The organism is Bacillus sp. FSL K6-1366, from assembly GCF_037976695.1.
Classification (GTDB): Bacteria; Bacillota; Bacilli; order Bacillales; family Bacillaceae; genus Bacillus; species Bacillus subtilis.
Genome location: NZ_CP150268.1, coordinates 1,011,428 through 1,029,826, shown reverse-complemented (window position 1 = coordinate 1,029,826; position 18,399 = coordinate 1,011,428). Strand labels below are relative to the sequence as shown.

19 protein-coding genes and 1 other annotated feature (1 of these 20 running past the window's edge) are annotated in these 18,399 nt (G+C 44.9%); of the genes, 15 read left to right on the top strand and 4 right to left on the bottom strand.

The window, feature by feature from the left end:
- The first annotated feature begins 94 nt into the window (after positions 1–94).
- A complete protein-coding gene (locus tag MHI44_RS05535) occupies positions 95–1,168 on the top strand; it encodes a M42 family metallopeptidase (protein ID WP_339203073.1) in 1,074 nt (357 codons plus the stop codon).
- Positions 1,169–1,222: 54 nt separating this feature from the next.
- Here MHI44_RS05535 and MHI44_RS05530 read toward each other — a convergent pair whose 3' ends face one another.
- Positions 1,223–1,669 carry a YtoQ family protein gene (locus MHI44_RS05530; protein ID WP_003229263.1) on the bottom strand — a complete coding sequence of 149 codons (447 nt, stop codon included), beginning with the start codon at positions 1,667–1,669 and terminating at the stop codon, positions 1,223–1,225.
- Positions 1,670–1,747: 78 nt separating this feature from the next.
- Between MHI44_RS05530 and MHI44_RS05525 the strand changes: the two genes are divergently transcribed.
- From MHI44_RS05525 to motS, 13 genes are all read left to right on the top strand, one after another.
- Positions 1,748–1,864, top strand: coding sequence for a hypothetical protein (locus MHI44_RS05525; protein ID WP_004399150.1), 117 nt, complete (start codon positions 1,748–1,750; stop codon positions 1,862–1,864).
- Between the two features lie 38 nt (positions 1,865–1,902).
- Positions 1,903–2,226: a thioredoxin family protein gene (locus MHI44_RS05520; RefSeq protein WP_024572891.1), complete on the top strand. Its 324-nt coding sequence runs from the start codon at positions 1,903–1,905 to the stop codon at positions 2,224–2,226.
- 14 nt (positions 2,227–2,240) lie between these two features.
- Positions 2,241–3,050 (top strand): DUF1444 domain-containing protein, encoded by an 810-nt coding sequence (locus MHI44_RS05515; protein WP_009967991.1) that lies wholly within the window; start codon positions 2,241–2,243, stop codon positions 3,048–3,050.
- 15 nt (positions 3,051–3,065) lie between these two features.
- Positions 3,066–3,671 (top strand): YtpR family tRNA-binding protein, encoded by a 606-nt coding sequence (ytpR, locus tag MHI44_RS05510; RefSeq protein ID WP_003229269.1) that lies wholly within the window; start codon positions 3,066–3,068, stop codon positions 3,669–3,671.
- 159 nt (positions 3,672–3,830) lie between these two features.
- The gene (gene sftA / locus MHI44_RS05505; protein ID WP_227057875.1) at positions 3,831–6,689 is read left to right on the top strand and encodes a DNA translocase SftA; all 2,859 of its coding nucleotides are present in this window, start codon (positions 3,831–3,833) and stop codon (positions 6,687–6,689) included.
- 249 nt (positions 6,690–6,938) lie between these two features.
- Entirely contained in the window at positions 6,939–8,237 is a 1,299-nt protein-coding gene (gene murC, locus MHI44_RS05500) for a UDP-N-acetylmuramate--L-alanine ligase (protein ID WP_003229274.1), read from the top strand.
- Between the two features lie 161 nt (positions 8,238–8,398).
- The gene (locus MHI44_RS05495) at positions 8,399–8,821 is read left to right on the top strand and encodes a DUF948 domain-containing protein (RefSeq protein WP_003229276.1); all 423 of its coding nucleotides are present in this window, start codon (positions 8,399–8,401) and stop codon (positions 8,819–8,821) included.
- A gap of 30 nt (positions 8,822–8,851) precedes the next feature.
- The gene (locus tag MHI44_RS05490) at positions 8,852–9,307 is read left to right on the top strand and encodes a YtxH domain-containing protein (protein WP_004398549.1); all 456 of its coding nucleotides are present in this window, start codon (positions 8,852–8,854) and stop codon (positions 9,305–9,307) included.
- A 23-nt stretch (positions 9,308–9,330) separates the two neighbouring features.
- On the top strand, positions 9,331–9,657 hold the full coding sequence (gene ytxJ, locus MHI44_RS05485) for a bacillithiol system redox-active protein YtxJ (RefSeq protein ID WP_015251445.1): 327 nt from the start codon (positions 9,331–9,333) through the stop codon (positions 9,655–9,657).
- 235 nt (positions 9,658–9,892) lie between these two features.
- Positions 9,893–10,969 (top strand): bifunctional 3-deoxy-7-phosphoheptulonate synthase/chorismate mutase, encoded by a 1,077-nt coding sequence (locus MHI44_RS05480; protein ID WP_003223454.1) that lies wholly within the window; start codon positions 9,893–9,895, stop codon positions 10,967–10,969.
- A 275-nt stretch (positions 10,970–11,244) separates the two neighbouring features.
- The gene (ccpA, locus tag MHI44_RS05475) at positions 11,245–12,249 is read left to right on the top strand and encodes a catabolite control protein A (protein ID WP_003229285.1); all 1,005 of its coding nucleotides are present in this window, start codon (positions 11,245–11,247) and stop codon (positions 12,247–12,249) included.
- A 62-nt stretch (positions 12,250–12,311) separates the two neighbouring features.
- Positions 12,312–13,130, top strand: coding sequence for a flagellar motor protein MotP (gene motP / locus MHI44_RS05470; protein WP_305090977.1), 819 nt, complete (start codon positions 12,312–12,314; stop codon positions 13,128–13,130).
- On the top strand, positions 13,120–13,830 hold the full coding sequence (motS, locus tag MHI44_RS05465) for a flagellar motor protein MotS (RefSeq protein ID WP_131227844.1): 711 nt from the start codon (positions 13,120–13,122) through the stop codon (positions 13,828–13,830). The genes motP and motS overlap by 11 nt, the downstream gene beginning before the upstream one ends.
- Positions 13,831–13,858: 28 nt before the next feature.
- On the opposite strand, the gene MHI44_RS05460 is transcribed toward motS, so the two are convergent.
- From MHI44_RS05460 to acuA, 3 genes are read right to left on the bottom strand one after another with little or no spacing between them, the layout of a single operon-like run.
- Positions 13,859–15,022 carry an acetoin utilization protein AcuC gene (locus tag MHI44_RS05460; protein WP_015251447.1) on the bottom strand — a complete coding sequence of 388 codons (1,164 nt, stop codon included), beginning with the start codon at positions 15,020–15,022 and terminating at the stop codon, positions 13,859–13,861.
- Entirely contained in the window at positions 15,019–15,663 is a 645-nt protein-coding gene (locus tag MHI44_RS05455) for an acetoin utilization AcuB family protein (protein WP_003229294.1), read from the bottom strand. Before MHI44_RS05455 ends, MHI44_RS05460 begins: the two co-directional genes overlap by 4 nt.
- 26 nt (positions 15,664–15,689) lie before the next feature.
- The gene (acuA, locus tag MHI44_RS05450) at positions 15,690–16,322 is read right to left on the bottom strand and encodes an acetoin utilization protein acetyltransferase AcuA (RefSeq protein WP_003229296.1); all 633 of its coding nucleotides are present in this window, start codon (positions 16,320–16,322) and stop codon (positions 15,690–15,692) included.
- 160 nt (positions 16,323–16,482) lie between these two features.
- Here acuA and acsA point away from each other — a divergent pair, with 160 nt between their 5' ends.
- Complete coding sequence (gene acsA / locus MHI44_RS05445; RefSeq protein ID WP_004399030.1) at positions 16,483–18,201, top strand: acetate--CoA ligase; 1,719 nt, start codon at positions 16,483–16,485, stop codon at positions 18,199–18,201.
- A 54-nt stretch (positions 18,202–18,255) separates the two neighbouring features.
- Positions 18,256–18,399: a binding site (T-box leader), on the top strand (it continues 93 nt past the right edge of the window).

The following is an 18,399-nucleotide window of genomic DNA, read 5'->3' as shown; positions in this document are numbered from 1 at the left end:
ATACGCGGCTGATCGAGCAGATTCGGTCAGGGTGCTTGGAAAACTTCATTGTTTCTAATAAAATAAAAGGACTACATAGAAATGAGGGGAAAACATGAATCAAGAAACGAAAGCGCTTTTCCAAACACTGACGCAGCTTCCCGGCGCGCCGGGCAATGAGCATCAGGTTCGTGCTTTTATGAAGCAGGAGCTAGCCAAATATGCCGATGACATCGTTCAGGACAGACTGGGAAGTGTTTTCGGAGTCAGACAAGGCGCAGAGGACGCACCGAGAATTATGGTAGCCGGGCACATGGACGAAGTCGGCTTCATGGTGACATCCATTACAGACAACGGGCTGCTCAGATTCCAGACGCTCGGAGGCTGGTGGAGCCAAGTTTTGCTTGCGCAGCGGGTTGAAATTCAAACAGATAACGGGCCGGTTCCGGGTGTGATTTCAAGCATACCGCCGCATTTATTGACAGATGCGCAGCGAAACCGTCCGATGGATATCAAGAACATGATGATCGACATTGGAGCGGATGATAAGGAAGACGCCATCAAAATTGGCATTAAACCGGGACAGCAGATCGTGCCTGTTTGTCCATTTACGACGATGGCGAATGAAAAGAAAATTTTATCAAAAGCATGGGATAACAGATATGGATGCGGCTTAAGCATTGAACTTCTGAAGGAATTACACGGTAAAGAGCTTCCGAATACACTCTATGCGGGTGCAACGGTTCAGGAAGAAGTAGGGCTAAGGGGCGCGCAGACGGCTTCTCATATGATTAAACCGGACTTGTTTTTCGCCCTTGACGCCAGCCCGGCAAACGATATGAGCGGAGACAAAAATGAATTCGGCCAGCTTGGAAAAGGCTTTTTGCTGCGCATTCTTGACAGAACGACAGTCATGCATCGCGGAATGAGGGAATTCGTTCTTGATATGGCTGAAACGCATGATATTCCATATCAATATTTTGTATCCGGCGGGGGAACAGACGCAGGCAAGGTTCATATTTCGAACAGCGGTGTGCCGTCAGCGGTTATCGGAATATGTTCCCGCTATATTCATACAAACGCTTCTATCATTCATATTGATGATTATGCTGCTGCTAAAGAAATGCTCATCAAACTTGTAACAGCCTGCGATAAGCAGACAGTGGATGCGATTAAAGAAAATATGTAGGTTTCATAAAAGCTTGTTGAACGAGCAGTAAGCCCGGATCGACAAGCTTTTTTCTTATTCTGTTTCAAATAGATAGGAAAGGGCCTTAATGGCTTGGTTAACGGTTTCAACCGTAATATTCGCTTTATTGGAAAGCTCTTTTAAAGGATGGTGGAGCGATTCCGGCCGGATGATAATCAGGGGTTTTCCTTTTGCGATCGCATATGATGCATCCATTGCCGTGTTCCACTGTTTGTACTTTTCGCCAAACAGGGCGATCACAAAGTCTGCTTTATTCATCAGGACGGCGGTTCTGAAGTTGTTGATGTCAGAGGCTTTGTCATCCTTTAAAACGGCATTTGGCTGTACGCCCATAATTTCTTCACCAATATTGTCTGAGCGGTCATGATTCTCCATCGGGCCAACAAACGTAATCGGGAGCTTCAGTGATTTTGTTTTTTCTTTAATTTCCTCGCGCCAATTGCTGTGGATTTCTCCTGCTAGATAGACGATAAACTCCATATAAAAATCCCTCCTTATGTATGTCCATCTGTAAATTTTACCCTCATGTACACGATGTTAAACGAAACGAGCTTGATAATGCAAATAAAATATGATAATGATAATGGGAAAGCCAATCTTACATATTCATTCGTTGCATATAAGTGGTTTTGCCTCAAGCAGTTTGGTATGATCCAAATGGACGAGTATCGATAAAAAACATGTAAGAACTTAAACAACTGGAGGGATATGAAATGAAAAAAATTGAATCAACTCAAGAGTTGGAAAAAGCGGTACAGGATGATTGGGCTGTATTTATGTTTTCTGCCGATTGGTGCCCGGATTGCCGTTTTGTAGAGCCTTTCCTGCCTGAACTGGAAGCGAATTTTCCTGAATTCACCTACTACTACGTAGACCGTGACAAATTCATTGATACATGTGCAGAGTGGGAAATTTACGGAATCCCAAGCTTTGTGGTGTTTAATGAAGGAAAAGAAGTAAATCGTTTTGTGAGCAAAGACCGCAAAACAAAAGAAGAAATTGAACAGTTTTTAACAGACTCTCTCGCTAAAGCGTAAAGGAGGACATCGGTTTGAAAATGACCTCAAGGAAGCTGTCAGATATACTGAAGCAGCGCCTTCAGCACGAGAATCGCTCCTTTCTGTTTGACAGAGAAAAAGACACCCTCCGTGTTGAGGATCAAACGACTAAAAAAGGGATTACACTCGATTTGCCGCCGATTATTGCAAAATGGGAACTGAAAAAAGACGAAGCCATTGATGAGATCGTGTACTATGTCTCCGAAGCGATGACGGCAATGGAAGGGAAGGCTCAGGAAATGACCGGGAAAGAAACTCGCATTTATCCGGTCATCCGCTCGACTTCCTTCCCGGACAAGTCCAGCGAAGATATCCCGCTCATTTATGACGATCATACCGCAGAGACAAGAATTTATTACGCGCTAGATCTCGGGAAAACCTACCGTTTAATTGACCAGCGCATGCTTGAGAAAGAAAACTGGACAAAAGAGCGGATCAGAGAGACGGCCGCATTTAATCTCCGTTCCCTGCCGACGGTTGTCAAAGAGGATACGGTTGCCGGCAATTACTTTTATTTCTTCAGGGCAAACGACGGATACGATGCAAGCCGGATTTTGAACGAAGCGATCTTAAATGAGTATAAGCAGCATGCAGAAGGGGAGCTGGCGATCTCTGTTCCTCATCAGGACGTTTTGATTCTTGCTGACATCCGGAATGAATCGGGGTATGATATTCTAGGACAAATGTCGATGAGCTTCTTTGCAGGCGGCACCGTCCCGATTACCGCCCTTTCATTTTTGTACAATGAAGGAAAGCTGGAACCGGTGTTTATCCTGGCGAAAAGCCGTCCGAAAAAGGATTAGAAAGGATTTTTACTTATGAACGCTTTTTATAATAAAGAAGGTGTGGGAGACACGCTCCTGATCTCTCTTCAAGATGTGACACGCGAACAATTAGGCTATGAAAAACACGGCGATGTCGTCAAAATTTTCAATAACGAAACAAAAGAAACAACGGGCTTCAACATTTTCAACGCGTCTTCTTACTTGACCATTGATGAAAACGGCCCTGTTGCGCTCTCAGAAACATTCGTGCAAGATGTGAATGAGATTTTAAACAGAAACGGCGTTGAAGAAACATTAGTCGTTGATTTATCTCCGAAGTTTGTTGTGGGGTATGTAGAATCAAAAGAAAAACATCCGAATGCGGATAAATTAAGCGTATGTAAAGTCAACGTAGGAGAAGAAACGCTTCAGATCGTCTGTGGCGCGCCTAACGTTGACCAAGGCCAAAAAGTTGTCGTTGCCAAAGTCGGTGCTGTGATGCCTAGCGGACTTGTCATTAAGGATGCAGAGCTTCGCGGCGTTCCGTCAAGCGGGATGATCTGCTCAGCGAAAGAGCTTGATTTGCCGGATGCCCCTGCTGAAAAAGGAATCCTTGTGTTAGAAGGAGACTATGAGGCGGGAGACGCATTTCAGTTTTAGACTCCCATAAATCCGCCAAAAAAAACGAATCATGTGAAAAGCCGCTAAGCCCTTGTTTAGCGGCTTTGTTTCTGCTGATAGCTTAATCTTTTCTGGGCCGACCAGCAGTGGTATACTAAAAACCGTCCCAGAAAACTATAAGGGAGTTAGAGATAAATTATGAGTTGGCTTCATAAATTTTTTGATTTGTTTTTAGGCGAAAGCGAAGAGGATGCTGAACGGGAGACAAAACCCGCTCAAATTCCGCAGCAACAAGAGGTACATCATCCTGAAGGACAATTAAAAAGATTGGAAGATCCTAAAATATATTATGAATATCCAAAAGGCAAATTCCGTTTTCCAGTCGTGCCTGACGGATACAAAAATCATGACCTGAGAAGGCGCCGCACACCATCGGACGAACCGAAATCCGCGCCTCGTCCAAGTGCTGCACCTTACAGAGAGCGTCCCAGAAATGAAGAAGAGCAGCATACATATCAAGCAGCAGAGCCGGCGAAGAAACCGTTTAAACCGACAAATATCCCTTCGCCTGTCTATGGATTCAATCAAAAACCATCTGTTAAAAAGGATGTGCCGAAAAAGCCTTCTGAAACATTGAACGAACCGGATAAATCGGTAAAAGAGAAGGTAACACTGCTGTCAGAAGAGATCGAACGTGAACGCGGCTATCCTGCTTCAGACACACAGGCGCATTCCAAAAAAGAAAGTCCTTTCTTCCCGGATACCCAATTTGAAAAACAGCCTTCTGGCGTTTTAAACAGAAAGGATACGGAGCATGATGAGGCGCTGGCGAAACGGCCAGCCGAGCCGTCAGGTAACAAAGTGCCATTTGAGTCAGGCGTTCAACAGCCGGAAAAAGAGGAGCCTTCCTTCCCAGCTGAACATGCCGAAGAGCAAACACCGCCTGAGATGCTCACAGATACGGCGGCTGAAGGGCTTTCAGACAGTGAAGTAGGCCGCGAAGAGCCTGCAACGGCTAAGGAAGAACAAAGGGAGCAGCAGTCAGAGAAATTTGAAGAGCCTGTTTTCTCCGCTGAACTTGATGAAGAGCAAACAGCTCCTGAATCTCAGACAGCGGCAGTATCTGAGGATGAAAAAGCAAAAGAGCCGTCAGACAGCCCAGTATACAATCATCATGAAAACGCGGCAGAAGGTGCTGAGTCCCCGTTCGTTCAAGAAGAACAAATGGAAATTCGTCAGGAAGAGCCTTTATTGACTGATCATGAGTATTCATCAGAGGCTCTGGCTCAAGCAGAAACTGTGGCAAAAGAATCAGAAGAGCCATCAGAAAGCATAATAAATAATCATTATGACACCCTGGGAGAGGCTCAGGAAACGAAGATAGATGTTCAGCCAGACAGCCATACAGAGCTTGAGAAAACTGAACACATGGAGCAGGGTTCCAAATCGTTTTCTGCAACTCTTGAAAATCGGCAGGGAATTCGCGCAGACAAACCTCGCGAAGCTTCAGAAGAGCCGAAAAAAAGGCCTGATGTACAGGAGAAAAGGACTGAACAAAGCGCATCTTCTCAAAAAGGGCCATCCGTTCCTTTTAATGTGATGATGCTGAAAAGAGATACGCATAAACAGCAAAAAGCAGAGGAGCGCCGCGGCAGCTATGTATTTCCGAATGTTGCACTGCTTGATGTCCCGCCAGCGCAGGTTCAAGATGATACTGCGTGGATCGAAGAACAGCGTCAGCTTCTTGATTTGACCTTGAAAAACTTCAATGTCCGCGCCAATGTGGTCCATGTAACCCAGGGTCCGTCTGTCACGAGATTTGAAGTGCATCCTGAACCAGGTGTAAAGGTGAATAAAATCACCAACTTGTCCGATGATATTAAACTCAGTCTCTCAGCGAGAGATATTCGGATTGAAGCGCCGATTCCGGGGAAAAACACGATCGGAATTGAAGTGCCGAACCGCACGAGCAAGGTGGTTGATTTGCGCCAAATGATTCGCAGCTCAGCTTTCAGGACAAGCAAGTCACCGCTCACAGCTGCGCTGGGATTAGATATTTCAGGAAATCCTGTTGTTATCGACTTGAAGAAAATGCCGCATGGCTTGATTGCCGGCGCTACAGGCTCCGGAAAAAGCGTATGCATCAATACAATATTAGTCAGCCTGCTTTATAAAGCTGACCCGAGTGAGGTAAAGGTGCTGCTGATTGATCCGAAAATGGTAGAGCTGGCCCCTTACAATAAAATTCCTCACCTCGTCAGCCCGGTCATTACTGACGCTAAAGCGGCTACAGCTGCTTTGAAATGGGTCGTTGAGGAAATGGAGCGACGCTATGAGCTTTTTGCCCATTCAGGTGTCCGCGATATTGACCGCTTTAATCAATTAACCGCTGAACACCAAATGGGTGAAAAGCTGCCATATTTAGTTGTCATTATTGATGAGCTTGCAGATTTGATGATGGTGGCTCCAAACGATGTGGAAGAAAGCATTGCGCGGATCGCCCAAAAAGCCAGAGCGTGCGGTATCCATCTTCTCGTCGCAACTCAGCGTCCGTCAGTCGATGTCATAACAGGTCTGATTAAGGCGAATATCCCGACGAGAATCGCCTTTTCTGTCTCAAGCCAGGTTGATTCCCGAACAATTATTGACATAGCCGGTGCAGAAAAGCTTCTCGGAAAAGGGGATATGCTCTTTTTGGAAAACGGATCGGGAAAACCGGTACGTCTGCAAGGTAACTTTGTGTCAGACCGGGAAATCGACCGCGTCGTTTCCCACGTCAGAAGCCAAATGCCGCCGACCTATTTATTTGAACAAGAAGAGCTCGTAAGACAAGGATCAGCCCTGAAAGAAGAGGATGAACTGTTTTACGAAGCGTGTGAGTTTGTTGTAGAGCAAAACAGTGCGAGCACTTCAAGCCTGCAAAGAAGATTCAGAATCGGTTACAATCGTGCGGCAAGGCTGATCGACATGATGGAAGCGGAAGGCATGATCTCTGAGGCAAAAGGAAGCAAGCCTCGAGAGGTGCTGATCACAGCAAGTGATTTAATAAACGAATAATATGGGTTCATTTTCACACCAAACATGATATGATAGTGTTTAGAGCATTTAACAGCTATGCCGCTTTACAGCAGCTGTGCATAGACAAATCTTGATATCTGGGTTTAATCGGAAAGAAATAACCTGATACTAAACATAACAAAACATATAAAATACGCCGCTAAGGGAGGCTTTTCAGCCGCCGCGGTCGCAAATTGAAATGAGCGTCATATACTGGGGAACAGATAGACGTTTGTTGGAGGTACAATTATGACTGTTTATCATTTTGTTGGAATAAAAGGGACCGGTATGAGTCCGCTTGCCCAAATACTTCATGATAATGGATATACTGTCCAAGGATCGGATATCGAAAAATTTATTTTTACGCAAACAGCGCTTGAAAAAAGAAATATTACGATTCTTCCTTTTAGCGCGGAAAATATTAAACCCGGCATGACAGTCATCGCCGGAAACGCATTCCCAGACACGCATCCTGAGATAGAAAAAGCGATGTCTGAGGGAATTCCGGTGATACGTTATCATAAGTTTTTAGGCGACTACATGAAAAAATTCACGAGTGTTGCCGTTACGGGCGCACACGGCAAAACGTCGACTACGGGTCTGCTGGCTCACGTGATCCAAAACGCAAAACCGACGTCTTTCTTAATCGGAGACGGAACAGGCCAGGGAAATGAAAACAGCGAATACTTTGTGTTTGAAGCGTGCGAATACCGCCGCCATTTCTTAAGCTATCAGCCAGATTATGCGATTATGACGAATATTGATTTTGATCACCCTGATTACTTTTCAAGCATTGACGATGTATTTGACGCTTTCCAAGAGATGGCTCTTCAAGTCAACAAAGGCATTATTGCCTGCGGAGACGATGAGCATCTGCCGAAAATCCATGCAAACGTCCCGGTTGTGTATTACGGCACGGGGGAAGAAAATGATTTTCAAGCCAGAAACATCGTAAAAAGCACGGAAGGGACAACTTTTGATGTCTTTGTCCGCAATACGTTCTATGATACGTTTTATATTCCTGCGTACGGCCACCACAATGTATTAAACTCATTGGCGGTCATTGCGTTATGCCATTATGAAGAAATTGATTCCAGCATCATTAAGCATGCTCTCAAATCCTTTGGGGGCGTCAAACGCAGATTCAATGAGAAGCAGCTTGGGGATCAAGTGCTGATTGATGACTATGCCCATCATCCGACAGAAATAAAAGTGACAATCGAGGCGGCAAGACAGAAGTATCCAGATCGGGAAATTGTCGCGGTATTTCAGCCTCATACATTTACACGGACGCAACAGTTTCTTGACGAATTTGCAGAAAGCCTGAGCGGCGCTGACTGTGTGTATTTATGCGATATTTTCGGCTCAGCCCGTGAGAATGCCGGAAAGCTGACGATCGGCGATCTCCAGGGAAAAATTCATAATGCCAAGCTGATTGAAGAAGATGACACATCTGTTTTAAAAGCTCATGATAAAGCCGTTCTCATCTTCATGGGAGCAGGAGATATCCAAAAATATATGAGAGCCTACGAAAACGTCATGGCATAATAAAAAGCAGTGATCTCACTGCTTTTTATTTATCTGATGGAAAAGCTTATTAAAGGATTTTCTTACATAACGGAGAATAGTATGTATACAGCCCAGTACACATGTTTATGATTGAAGAAAACGGGTAAACAGCAGTATATCCTGCAGCAAGGAGGTTTGAGATGATTATTATTCTTTATTTGAGCGTTGCACTCATCGCAGTTGCATTTCTCGTATTAGTGATCTACTTGTCTAAAACATTGAAGTCACTGCAGCTGACACTAAAAAACGTCGCATCCACTCTTGAAGGGCTGGAGGGACAAATGAAGGGCATCACAACTGAAACAGCCGAGCTTTTACATAAGACCAACCGCCTGGCTGAAGATATTCAGGAAAAATCAGAAAAGCTGAACACGGTCGTTCATGCTGTTCAAGGAGTGGGAGCTTCTGTACAGCAGTTCAATACATCCATGAAACAAGCGGCAGGGTCTGTATCGGCATCAGTTAGAGAGAATCAAGATAAGATCAATCAAGTTGTCACTTGGAGTCAAGCAGCAATGGAAATTTGGGAGAAATGGAAGCAAAAGAAAAAATCAGCCCTGTAAGAGAAAAAAATACTAAGAGGAGGAATAATGATGAGCAAAGATGGAATTAATAGTAAAGATTTTTTAATCGGAACTTTAATCGGGGGAATCATCGGTGCCACTACAGCTCTTTTTCTAGCGCCTAAATCAGGCAAAGAACTTCGCGACGATCTCGGCAGCCAGGCTGTTGCCTTACGGGACAAAACTGATAAAATGACGGCAGATGCGAAGGAAAAAGGCACGCAATATGTCAGCATCGCAAAAGACAAAACTTCCAACATCACACAGCTTGTAGCGGATCAGTCTGGACAGATCATGAACAAGGTAAAGGATTTGAGAGACCGTTCCAAATCTGACAAAACGGATTCATCGACTGCAATGCAAGATATGAGGGAAGAAGCGATGCAGGCAGCTGATGAAACAAAAGATCAAGTCCTCCAGACGAAAGAAGATGTAAAAGACGAACTGAAAGATGCACAAAAACAGGCTGAGCAGTTGAATCGCTGAGCAGGGAAGGAAGAGCTTGAGTCATGGCTAAACAGCTTATTCAATCTGAGGAAGAATTTAAACGGATTGCAGAACAGGAAGGCGTTTTCGTCTTCTTTAAACACAGCACCACATGCCCGATCAGCCAGGCAGCATTTCATGAGTTTGATGCCTTTGCAAATCAGCATGAGGATGTGCCGGCTTACTATCTTCAAGTACAAGAAGCCCGGCCGCTGTCCAATTTCATTGCAGAAACATATGGGGTCAAGCATGAAAGCCCTCAGATATTCATCATCCAGAACGGTGAAGTGAAATGGCATACCTCACATTCACAAATTACAGAAGCCGCTATTGAGCAGCATTTGTCATAGAAAAAAGCGTCCAGATATCATCTGGCGCTTTTTTTTGTAAAAAACCCTTGAACATTGCCCTCACATCATGTAGGATAGCTTCATAGATTACTTTATCACTTAAAAGCGTTTGGGTAATAAAGTAGAGTTTTTATAAAATTTTTTGTATTTCAGTATTTCCATTTGGAATTACTTATAGTAAGATGCATGATAACTACAAAATAAAAAATGAATGTGCAGGGAAAGGATGAAAAAAATGAGCAACACAGAGTTAGAGCTTTTAAGGCAGAAAGCAGACGAATTAAACCTACAAATTTTAAAATTAATCAACGAACGCGGCAATGTTGTAAAAGAGATCGGTAAAGCGAAGGAAGCACAGGGTGTCAACCGATTTGACCCTGTCAGAGAACGCACAATGTTAAACAATATCATTGAAAACAATGACGGGCCGTTCGAAAATTCAACCATCCAGCACATTTTTAAAGAGATATTCAAAGCCGGTTTAGAGCTTCAGGAAGAAGATCACAGCAAAGCGCTGCTTGTCTCCCGCAAGAAAAAACCTGAAGATACAATTGTTGATATCAAAGGCGAAAAAATCGGAGACGGCCAGCAAAGATTCATTGTCGGCCCATGTGCGGTAGAGAGCTATGAGCAGGTAGCTGAAGTCGCTGCAGCTGCGAAAAAACAAGGGATTAAAATTTTGCGCGGTGGAGCCTTTAAGCCTCGTACGAGCCCATACGATTTCCAAGGGCTTGGTGTTGAAGGCCTTCAAATTTTAAAACGTGTAGCGGATGAATTTGATCTGGCGGTTATCAGTGAAATCGTAACTCCGGCTCATATCGAAGAAGCGCTGGACTACATTGATGTCATTCAAATCGGAGCGCGCAACATGCAAAACTTCGAATTGCTGAAAGCGGCCGGCGCCGTGAAAAAGCCAGTGCTTCTGAAGCGCGGTCTTGCTGCAACGATCTCTGAATTCATCAATGCTGCTGAATACATCATGTCACAAGGAAATGACCAAATTATCCTTTGTGAGCGCGGAATCAGAACATATGAAACAGCAACGAGAAACACGCTGGATATTTCAGCTGTGCCGATTTTGAAACAAGAAACGCATTTGCCAGTCTTTGTTGATGTTACGCATTCAACAGGCCGCCGTGACCTCTTGCTTCCGACAGCTAAAGCCGCTTTAGCGATCGGTGCTGATGGCGTAATGGCTGAGGTTCACCCTGATCCGTCAGTCGCACTTTCTGACTCTGCTCAGCAAATGGCGATTCCTGAATTCGAAAAATGGCTGAATGAACTGAAGCCAATGGTGAAAGTCAACGCTTAATTGAACAATCCAAAAGGCCGCGCCTGCGGCCTTTTTTTATGCTTTCTCGTTTATTTAGTTATAAAAACCAAGTATACGTTTTCATCATCTATAAAAACGTGTATAATTTCATGAGAAGTAATTAAATTTGATGAATAATGAAAAATAATGTACACTACTGACTTACGCTTACAAATCATAAACGACATAAATTCGGACATTATGACATTTCTCTACATAAAGTGTTTATGCTATAGATAAGGATAAGTGTATCCAGTAAAAGGAGTGGTTTTAGGATGAGCAATATTACGATCTACGATGTAGCGAGAGAAGCTAATGTAAGCATGGCAACCGTTTCCCGTGTCGTGAACGGCAACCCGAATGTAAAACCGACAACGAGAAAAAAAGTCTTGGAAGCCATTGAACGTCTCGGTTACCGTCCAAACGCGGTGGCAAGAGGGCTGGCAAGTAAAAAAACAACAACTGTAGGTGTCATCATTCCCGATATCTCAAGCATTTTCTATTCAGAGCTTGCGCGCGGAATTGAAGATATCGCGACAATGTATAAATACAATATTATTTTGAGCAACTCTGACCAAAACATGGAGAAAGAGCTGCACTTGTTAAACACAATGCTCGGCAAACAAGTGGACGGCATCGTGTTTATGGGCGGAAACATTACGGACGAGCATGTGGCGGAATTTAAGCGTTCTCCAGTGCCGATTGTACTTGCCGCTTCTGTAGAAGAGCAGGAGGAAACACCGTCAGTCGCTATCGATTACGAACAGGCGATTTATGATGCCGTGAAGCTTTTGGTTGATAAAGGACATACAGACATCGCGTTCGTTTCCGGACCAATGGCAGAACCGATCAACCGTTCGAAAAAACTCCAAGGCTACAAACGTGCGCTTGAAGAAGCGAACCTTCCGTTTAATGAACAATTTGTAGCTGAAGGGGATTACACATATGATTCCGGACTCGAAGCACTGCAGCATCTGATGAGCCTGGATAAAAAACCGACAGCCATTCTTTCTGCAACTGATGAAATGGCACTCGGCATTATCCATGCCGCTCAGGATCAGGGCTTATCCATTCCGGAGGATCTCGACATTATCGGTTTTGATAATACAAGATTAAGCCTCATGGTTCGTCCTCAGCTTTCAACAGTTGTTCAGCCGACATATGATATCGGCGCCGTTGCGATGAGACTGCTGACGAAGCTCATGAATAAAGAGCCGGTTGAAGAGCATATCGTCGAACTGCCGCACCGTATAGAGCTTAGAAAGTCAACCAAGTCATAAGAAAAACAAAGAGCAAGCTTCACCTTTATGGTGAATTCTTGCTTTTTTCATGGGGAGAAATGATGAAACGTTTTGATTATCTTACACCTGTTGGATTTGTGTTAGGAACGATTATTATTGTTATCGGGATTATTTCAGGATCGGGAGTAAGCGGTTTCCGCTCTTTTCTTGATCTGACCTCTTTCTTCATCGTAACAGGGGGACTTTGCGCCGCTGTTTTTATCAGTTTTCCGCCAAGAGAGCTGAAAAAAGCGCCCTCTGTATTAAAGCAGGCATTCATCCGCCAGGAAGACAATGTGAAAGATCTTGTGAAAACCTTTGTTTCCCTTTCCGATCACGCGCGAAAACACGGGCTTTTATCATTGGATGATCAGGCTCGGGAAATCAAAGATCCATTCTTGAAAAAAGGGCTGCTTTTAGCGATTGACGGCTGGGATGAAGAAACGATTCGGCTCGTCATGGATTCAGAAATCGCAGCAATGGAGGAACGGCACCGCAAAGGGCGGCGAGTTTTTGAAAAAGCGGGAGAATTCGCTCCGGCGTGGGGAATGATCGGAACACTCGTCGGGCTTGTGCTGATGCTTAAAAACTTAAATGACCCGCATATGCTCGGACCAAACATGGCCATTGCGCTTCTGACGACTTTATATGGTTCATTACTGGCAAATATGGTCTTCAACCCGATTGCGGCTAAGCTTGAAGAGAAAACAGAAAGTGAAATTTTTATCAAGCATGTAATGGTGGAAGGGATTATCGGTGTTCAATCCGGAAAAAACCCGCGCAACCTTGAAAGCCAGCTGGTCGTTTTCAGCTCACGGGAAGAATGGCAGAAGCAGCCAAAACAAGTAAAAACAAAAAAGGGATCTGTACATGAAGCTTAGAAGAGAACGTTTTGAAAGAAGGAATGGAAGCGGAAAAAACAGTCAATCTTCATCCAGCTGGATGGTAACCTTTACAGATTTGATCACCTTGATCCTTGTGTTCTTTATTTTACTCTTTTCGATGTCCCAAATTGATCTGCAAAAATTTAAAGCGGCAGTGGACTCGATCCAGAAGGAAGGCAACGGGCTTCAGCCGGACCAAACATCCATAGAAAAAAAGAATACATCCCCATCTGATACGAAGAAGCAAGAGGATCAGCAGGATCAGCTTCTCAAGAAAGTAAATACATATATAAAAGACAATCATTTGAAGGCCCAAATGACAGCCAAACGGGATGAACGCGGTGTCGTGCTCGTTCTTCAGGAGGCTGTGCTGTTTGATACAGGTGAGGCAAAGGTGCTGAAAAATGCCGAAACACTTCTTCACCAAATTGCCGTTCTTCTTCAAACAATTCCAAATGACATTCAGGTGGAGGGGCATACAGACAGCCGAAACATTTCGACATACCGATACCCGTCGAATTGGGAGCTATCAGCAGCACGGGCAAGTGGGGTTATTCAATACTTCACGTCTAAAGAGAAGCTTCCCTCCAAGCGCTTTATTGCTGTCGGTTATGCGGATACAAAGCCAGTAAAGGATAACAAGACAAATGAACACATGAAGGAAAATCGGCGTGTGGAAATAGTGATTAAAAAATAAAAAACGACCTCTTCGTAAAGGTCGTTTTTTACTTTGTTCTTTGCTGTTCAGAACGTATCGCATATAATGCTTTGCTGACAGTTTGGGCATTTTTTTCTGTGATTTCAGGCTTGCGGGGAATCGGAGGATATAAATCAGCCGGATCGCTCCAGCTCGACGGAAGGGCCACGGGGCATTGTTTTTGCCATTTAGCAATCCATTCCGGCGGGATCTCGTGTCCCGGATCAATTCCCTTCATTTCAAGCCATATTCTGGCCCAGGCGCGGGGCACGACACGCCAAATATCATATCCGCCGCCTCCGACTGCAATCCATTTCCCTCCGCAATATTGATGAGCCAAAGTGTGTGCAAGACGGGGGATTTCTTCGTATATATTGATTGTTGCTGATAAATGCGTCAGCGGGTCGTAGTAATGGGCATCGGCGCCGTTTTGGCTGATAATGACATCGGGCTCGAAATACGCGGCGACTTCTGAAGCTGCTGTCCGGTAAGCCTCAAGAAAAGAATCATCCTCTGTAAAAGCGTCAAGCGGAATATTAAAGGAATAGCCATATCCTTTTCCGCTGCCTTTTTCTTGGATCTGACCGGTTCCAGGGAATAAATACCTTCCTGTTTCATGAATGGACAGCGTGCATACGTCAGGATTATCGTAAAATGTAAATTGCACACCGTCCCCGTGGTGGGCGTCCGTATCAATATAAAGCACTCTGGCGCTATATTTTTTCTGGATATATTGAATCGCCACAGCGCTGTCGTTGTATATGCAGAACCCTGATGCTCTCCCGCGAAAGCCATGATGAAGCCCTCCCCCAAGGTTTGCCGCATGCAGGGCTTGTCCTGACATGACCCAGTCTGCGGCCGTTAAAGTGCCGCCGACCAAGAGTGATGCCGCTTCGTGCATGCCGGCAAAGACGGGTGTGTCTTCAGTGCCGAGCCCGTAGCTTTCTCCTTCTTCAGCGGGAAGCTTTCCGGCGCCCGCAAGCTTTACGGCCTGAATGTAATCGTCCGTGTGGACAAGGGAAAGCTCCTCTTCTGAAGCGAGTCTGGGGGTGACAATGTCTCCATCATCAAAGGCATTGATCGTCTTAAGCAAATCATATGTTAACAGAACCCGCTGCTGATTAAAGGGATGCTCCTGATGAAACATATAGGTTTGGTAGGATGGAGAATAGATAAATACACTGTCTCTCATAGCAGATCCCTTTGCTCTGACGGCCATACGACGTGGTGTCCATTTCTTTGTAATGCCTGCAAAAACGGCAGCGGATTCATCGTTTTTACACGGAAGACAAGCACTTTTACACCGGGATCGTCATGCGGATAAACAAGCACGCTTAATATTTTCACTTGAAGGTCTTGGCAAAGACTGCTGATCTCAGCGAGGCTTTTGGTGATGTCGTTTACTTTTATCTCAATTTGCGAGCCCGGCTGGTCAGCGCCTGTCAATTTGACAAACGTCCGCAGCAAATCGGTTTTTGTTAAAATGCCTATTAATTTTTGATGGTGTACCACTGGTAGGCAGCCGATGCCATGCTCGTAGAACACGGCTGATATTTCTTCGACAAAATCTAACGGGTGGGCGCAGACAACATCCTTTTTCATAATTGAATCTACGCTTCGTGTGAGAAATAGGCTTCGTTTGTTTTCTTCAAAAATACTCGGGCTGGCCTGTTTCATGTCTCTGTCTGTAATCATGCCGATCACGTGTCGTTCTTCATCTACAACAGGCAGATGCCTGATATGGAATTCCTTCAGTTTGCATATTGCTGTTTCAAGCGTATCCGTCTTCGTTAATGTAATGACATCTCTTTTCATGATTTGCTCAACAATCATTATTTTTTCCCCTTTGTCAGTGTCAGTTAATACATATAACGATGATAAAAACGGAGCCTGTCAAATTGCTCAATTGATTCTTGGCTGACGTTTTTTCCAATGCGGGCCATCAGACAGTTTGCAGGGTGGGAGCTGATCTCCGGCTCATCCGTTGCAAACCAGACCAATCCGCCTGCATTCATCATCTTTTCCATGATCTTTCTGTATTCCCACACATCTTTTTTCATCCCTTTTAAATCCCAATGCCAGTAATATTCTGTCGTCATCACAATGTAGTTTTCCATTTGTTCATCCATCATGCTGACGGTCAGGAGCGTCTTTCCGACAGCGCATCCCCGATAGTCCGGCGCTACTTCGATGGCTCCGAGCTCAATCAAATCCTCCATATTTCCTTCAGACCATCTTTCGAGCGGGTCAGGATATAAATACGTGACATAGCCGACAATGGTTCGGCCGTCTCTGGCAATAATAATGCGCCCTTCGGGAAGGCCTGCAATGTCGACTAGCGCTTCATGCTGCTCGCGAGGCGGGCGAAATGCGGTTAAATCTTTATGAAACTCATAACCTGCCAAATCCTCTGGAGAGACAGGCCCTTCTATCAGTAAAGAGCCGGTTGCTGTTTTGATGTTTGCTGAATGGTATGTTTTATGATGTTCCACTAATTCACCGTCCCATCAATTCTTATCAAAAATACATGCCTTCTTTAAGAATACCAAATTATAAAGCGTTTTCAACATGGTTTATATTTTAAAAATTGAGAAGAATATGAATATATACTATAATAATTGTGACAACTTCAGCAAAGGGGGATGTTTGGGCATGAATTTGAAAGCGTTACCAGCAATAGAGGGGGATCATAACTTAAAAAACTATGAAGAAACGTACCGGCATTTTGATTGGGCCGAGGCGGAGAAACATTTCTCTTGGCATGAGACAGGGAAACTGAATGCGGCGTATGAAGCGATTGACCGCCATGCCGAATCGTTTCGAAAAAACAAAGTAGCGCTTTATTATAAAGACGCAAAACGGGATGAAAAATACACATTTAAAGAAATGAAGGAAGAATCAAACAGAGCCGGGAATGTGCTGAGACGGTATGGAAATGTGGAAAAAGGGGACCGCGTTTTTATTTTTATGCCGAGATCACCCGAGCTTTATTTTATTATGCTTGGCGCAATCAAAATTGGCGCCATCGCCGGGCCGCTGTTCGAAGCATTTATGGAGGGAGCGGTGAAAGACCGGCTTGAAAACAGTGAGGCAAAGGTTGTTGTCACAACGCCTGAGCTGCTGGAGAGAATACCGGTAGACAAACTGCCTCACTTGCAGCATGTCTTCGTAGTCGGGGGAGAGGCTGAGAGCGGCACGAATATCATCAATTATGATGAAGCAGCGAAACAGGAAAGCACAAGATTGGATATCGAATGGATGGATAAAAAAGACGGCTTTCTGCTTCACTATACATCAGGTTCCACTGGTACGCCAAAGGGCGTGTTGCATGTCCATGAAGCGATGATTCAGCAATATCAAACAGGAAAGTGGGTCCTTGATTTAAAGGAAGAAGACATTTATTGGTGCACGGCTGATCCAGGCTGGGTGACAGGTACGGTATACGGCATTTTTGCACCGTGGCTGAACGGAGCGACAAATGTCATCGTCGGCGGACGTTTCAGCCCGGAAAGCTGGTATGGAACGATTGAACAGCTTGGCGTCAATGTCTGGTACAGCGCGCCGACAGCTTTTCGGATGCTGATGGGAGCGGGAGATGAAATGGCTGCGAAATATGATCTAACTTCACTCCGGCATGTGCTCAGTGTCGGTGAGCCGCTAAATCCGGAAGTCATCAGATGGGGACATAAAGTTTTTAACAAACGAATCCATGATACCTGGTGGATGACCGAAACGGGCAGTCAGCTCATCTGCAACTATCCTTGCATGGATATTAAACCGGGTTCAATGGGTAAGCCGATTCCAGGAGTGGAGGCAGCGATCGTTGACAATCAAGGCAACGAGCTACCGCCGTACCGAATGGGCAATCTCGCCATCAAAAAGGGCTGGCCTTCCATGATGCATACCATTTGGAATAACCCTGAAAAGTATGAATCGTATTTCATGCCGGGCGGCTGGTATGTGTCTGGGGATTCTGCTTACATGGATGAAGAGGGATACTTTTGGTTCCAAGGCAGAGTTGATGACGTCATCATGACCTCCGGTGAGCGCGTCGGCCCATTTGAAGTGGAAAGCAAGCTTGTCGAACATCCGGCTATTGCAGAAGCAGGCGTTATCGGAAAGCCTGACCCGGTGCGTGGAGAAATCATTAAAGCCTTTATTGCACTCAGGGAAGGATTTGAGCCGTCTGATAAACTGAAAGAAGAGATCCGCCTATTTGTAAAGCAGGGTCTTGCAGCCCATGCGGCTCCGCGTGAGATCGAATTTAAAGATAAGCTTCCGAAAACCAGAAGCGGAAAGATCATGAGGCGCGTGCTGAAGGCATGGGAGCTTAATCTGCCGGCTGGAGATCTGTCAACAATGGAGGATTAAAAGGCGGCGTTGACACAGGATTTTATTTATGTTAAAAATGATATAGCTTCATATGAAAAGGTAAAGATTGAGACAAGTAGAATATCCTTACGTTCCAGAGAGCTGATGGCCGGTGAAAATCAGCACAGACGGATATATCGAATACACTCATGAACCGCTTTTGCAAACAAAGCCGGCCAGGCTTTCAGTAGTGAAAGA

Coding starts and splice junctions, on each gene's coding strand:
- MHI44_RS05535 (WP_339203073.1), top strand. CDS start 95: ATGAATCAAGAAACGAAAGCGCTTTTCCAAACACTGACGCAGCTTCCC.
- MHI44_RS05530 (WP_003229263.1), bottom strand. CDS start 1,669: ATGGAGTTTATCGTCTATCTAGCAGGAGAAATCCACAGCAATTGGCGC.
- MHI44_RS05525 (WP_004399150.1), top strand. CDS start 1,748: ATGCAAATAAAATATGATAATGATAATGGGAAAGCCAATCTTACATAT.
- MHI44_RS05520 (WP_024572891.1), top strand. CDS start 1,903: ATGAAAAAAATTGAATCAACTCAAGAGTTGGAAAAAGCGGTACAGGAT.
- ytpR (WP_003229269.1), top strand. CDS start 3,066: ATGAACGCTTTTTATAATAAAGAAGGTGTGGGAGACACGCTCCTGATC.
- sftA (WP_227057875.1), top strand. CDS start 3,831: ATGAGTTGGCTTCATAAATTTTTTGATTTGTTTTTAGGCGAAAGCGAA.
- murC (WP_003229274.1), top strand. CDS start 6,939: ATGACTGTTTATCATTTTGTTGGAATAAAAGGGACCGGTATGAGTCCG.
- MHI44_RS05495 (WP_003229276.1), top strand. CDS start 8,399: ATGATTATTATTCTTTATTTGAGCGTTGCACTCATCGCAGTTGCATTT.
- MHI44_RS05490 (WP_004398549.1), top strand. CDS start 8,852: ATGAGCAAAGATGGAATTAATAGTAAAGATTTTTTAATCGGAACTTTA.
- ytxJ (WP_015251445.1), top strand. CDS start 9,331: ATGGCTAAACAGCTTATTCAATCTGAGGAAGAATTTAAACGGATTGCA.
- MHI44_RS05480 (WP_003223454.1), top strand. CDS start 9,893: ATGAGCAACACAGAGTTAGAGCTTTTAAGGCAGAAAGCAGACGAATTA.
- ccpA (WP_003229285.1), top strand. CDS start 11,245: ATGAGCAATATTACGATCTACGATGTAGCGAGAGAAGCTAATGTAAGC.
- motP (WP_305090977.1), top strand. CDS start 12,312: ATGAAACGTTTTGATTATCTTACACCTGTTGGATTTGTGTTAGGAACG.
- motS (WP_131227844.1), top strand. CDS start 13,120: ATGAAGCTTAGAAGAGAACGTTTTGAAAGAAGGAATGGAAGCGGAAAA.
- MHI44_RS05460 (WP_015251447.1), bottom strand. CDS start 15,022: ATGAGAGACAGTGTATTTATCTATTCTCCATCCTACCAAACCTATATG.
- MHI44_RS05455 (WP_003229294.1), bottom strand. CDS start 15,663: ATGATTGTTGAGCAAATCATGAAAAGAGATGTCATTACATTAACGAAG.
- acsA (WP_004399030.1), top strand. CDS start 16,483: ATGAATTTGAAAGCGTTACCAGCAATAGAGGGGGATCATAACTTAAAA.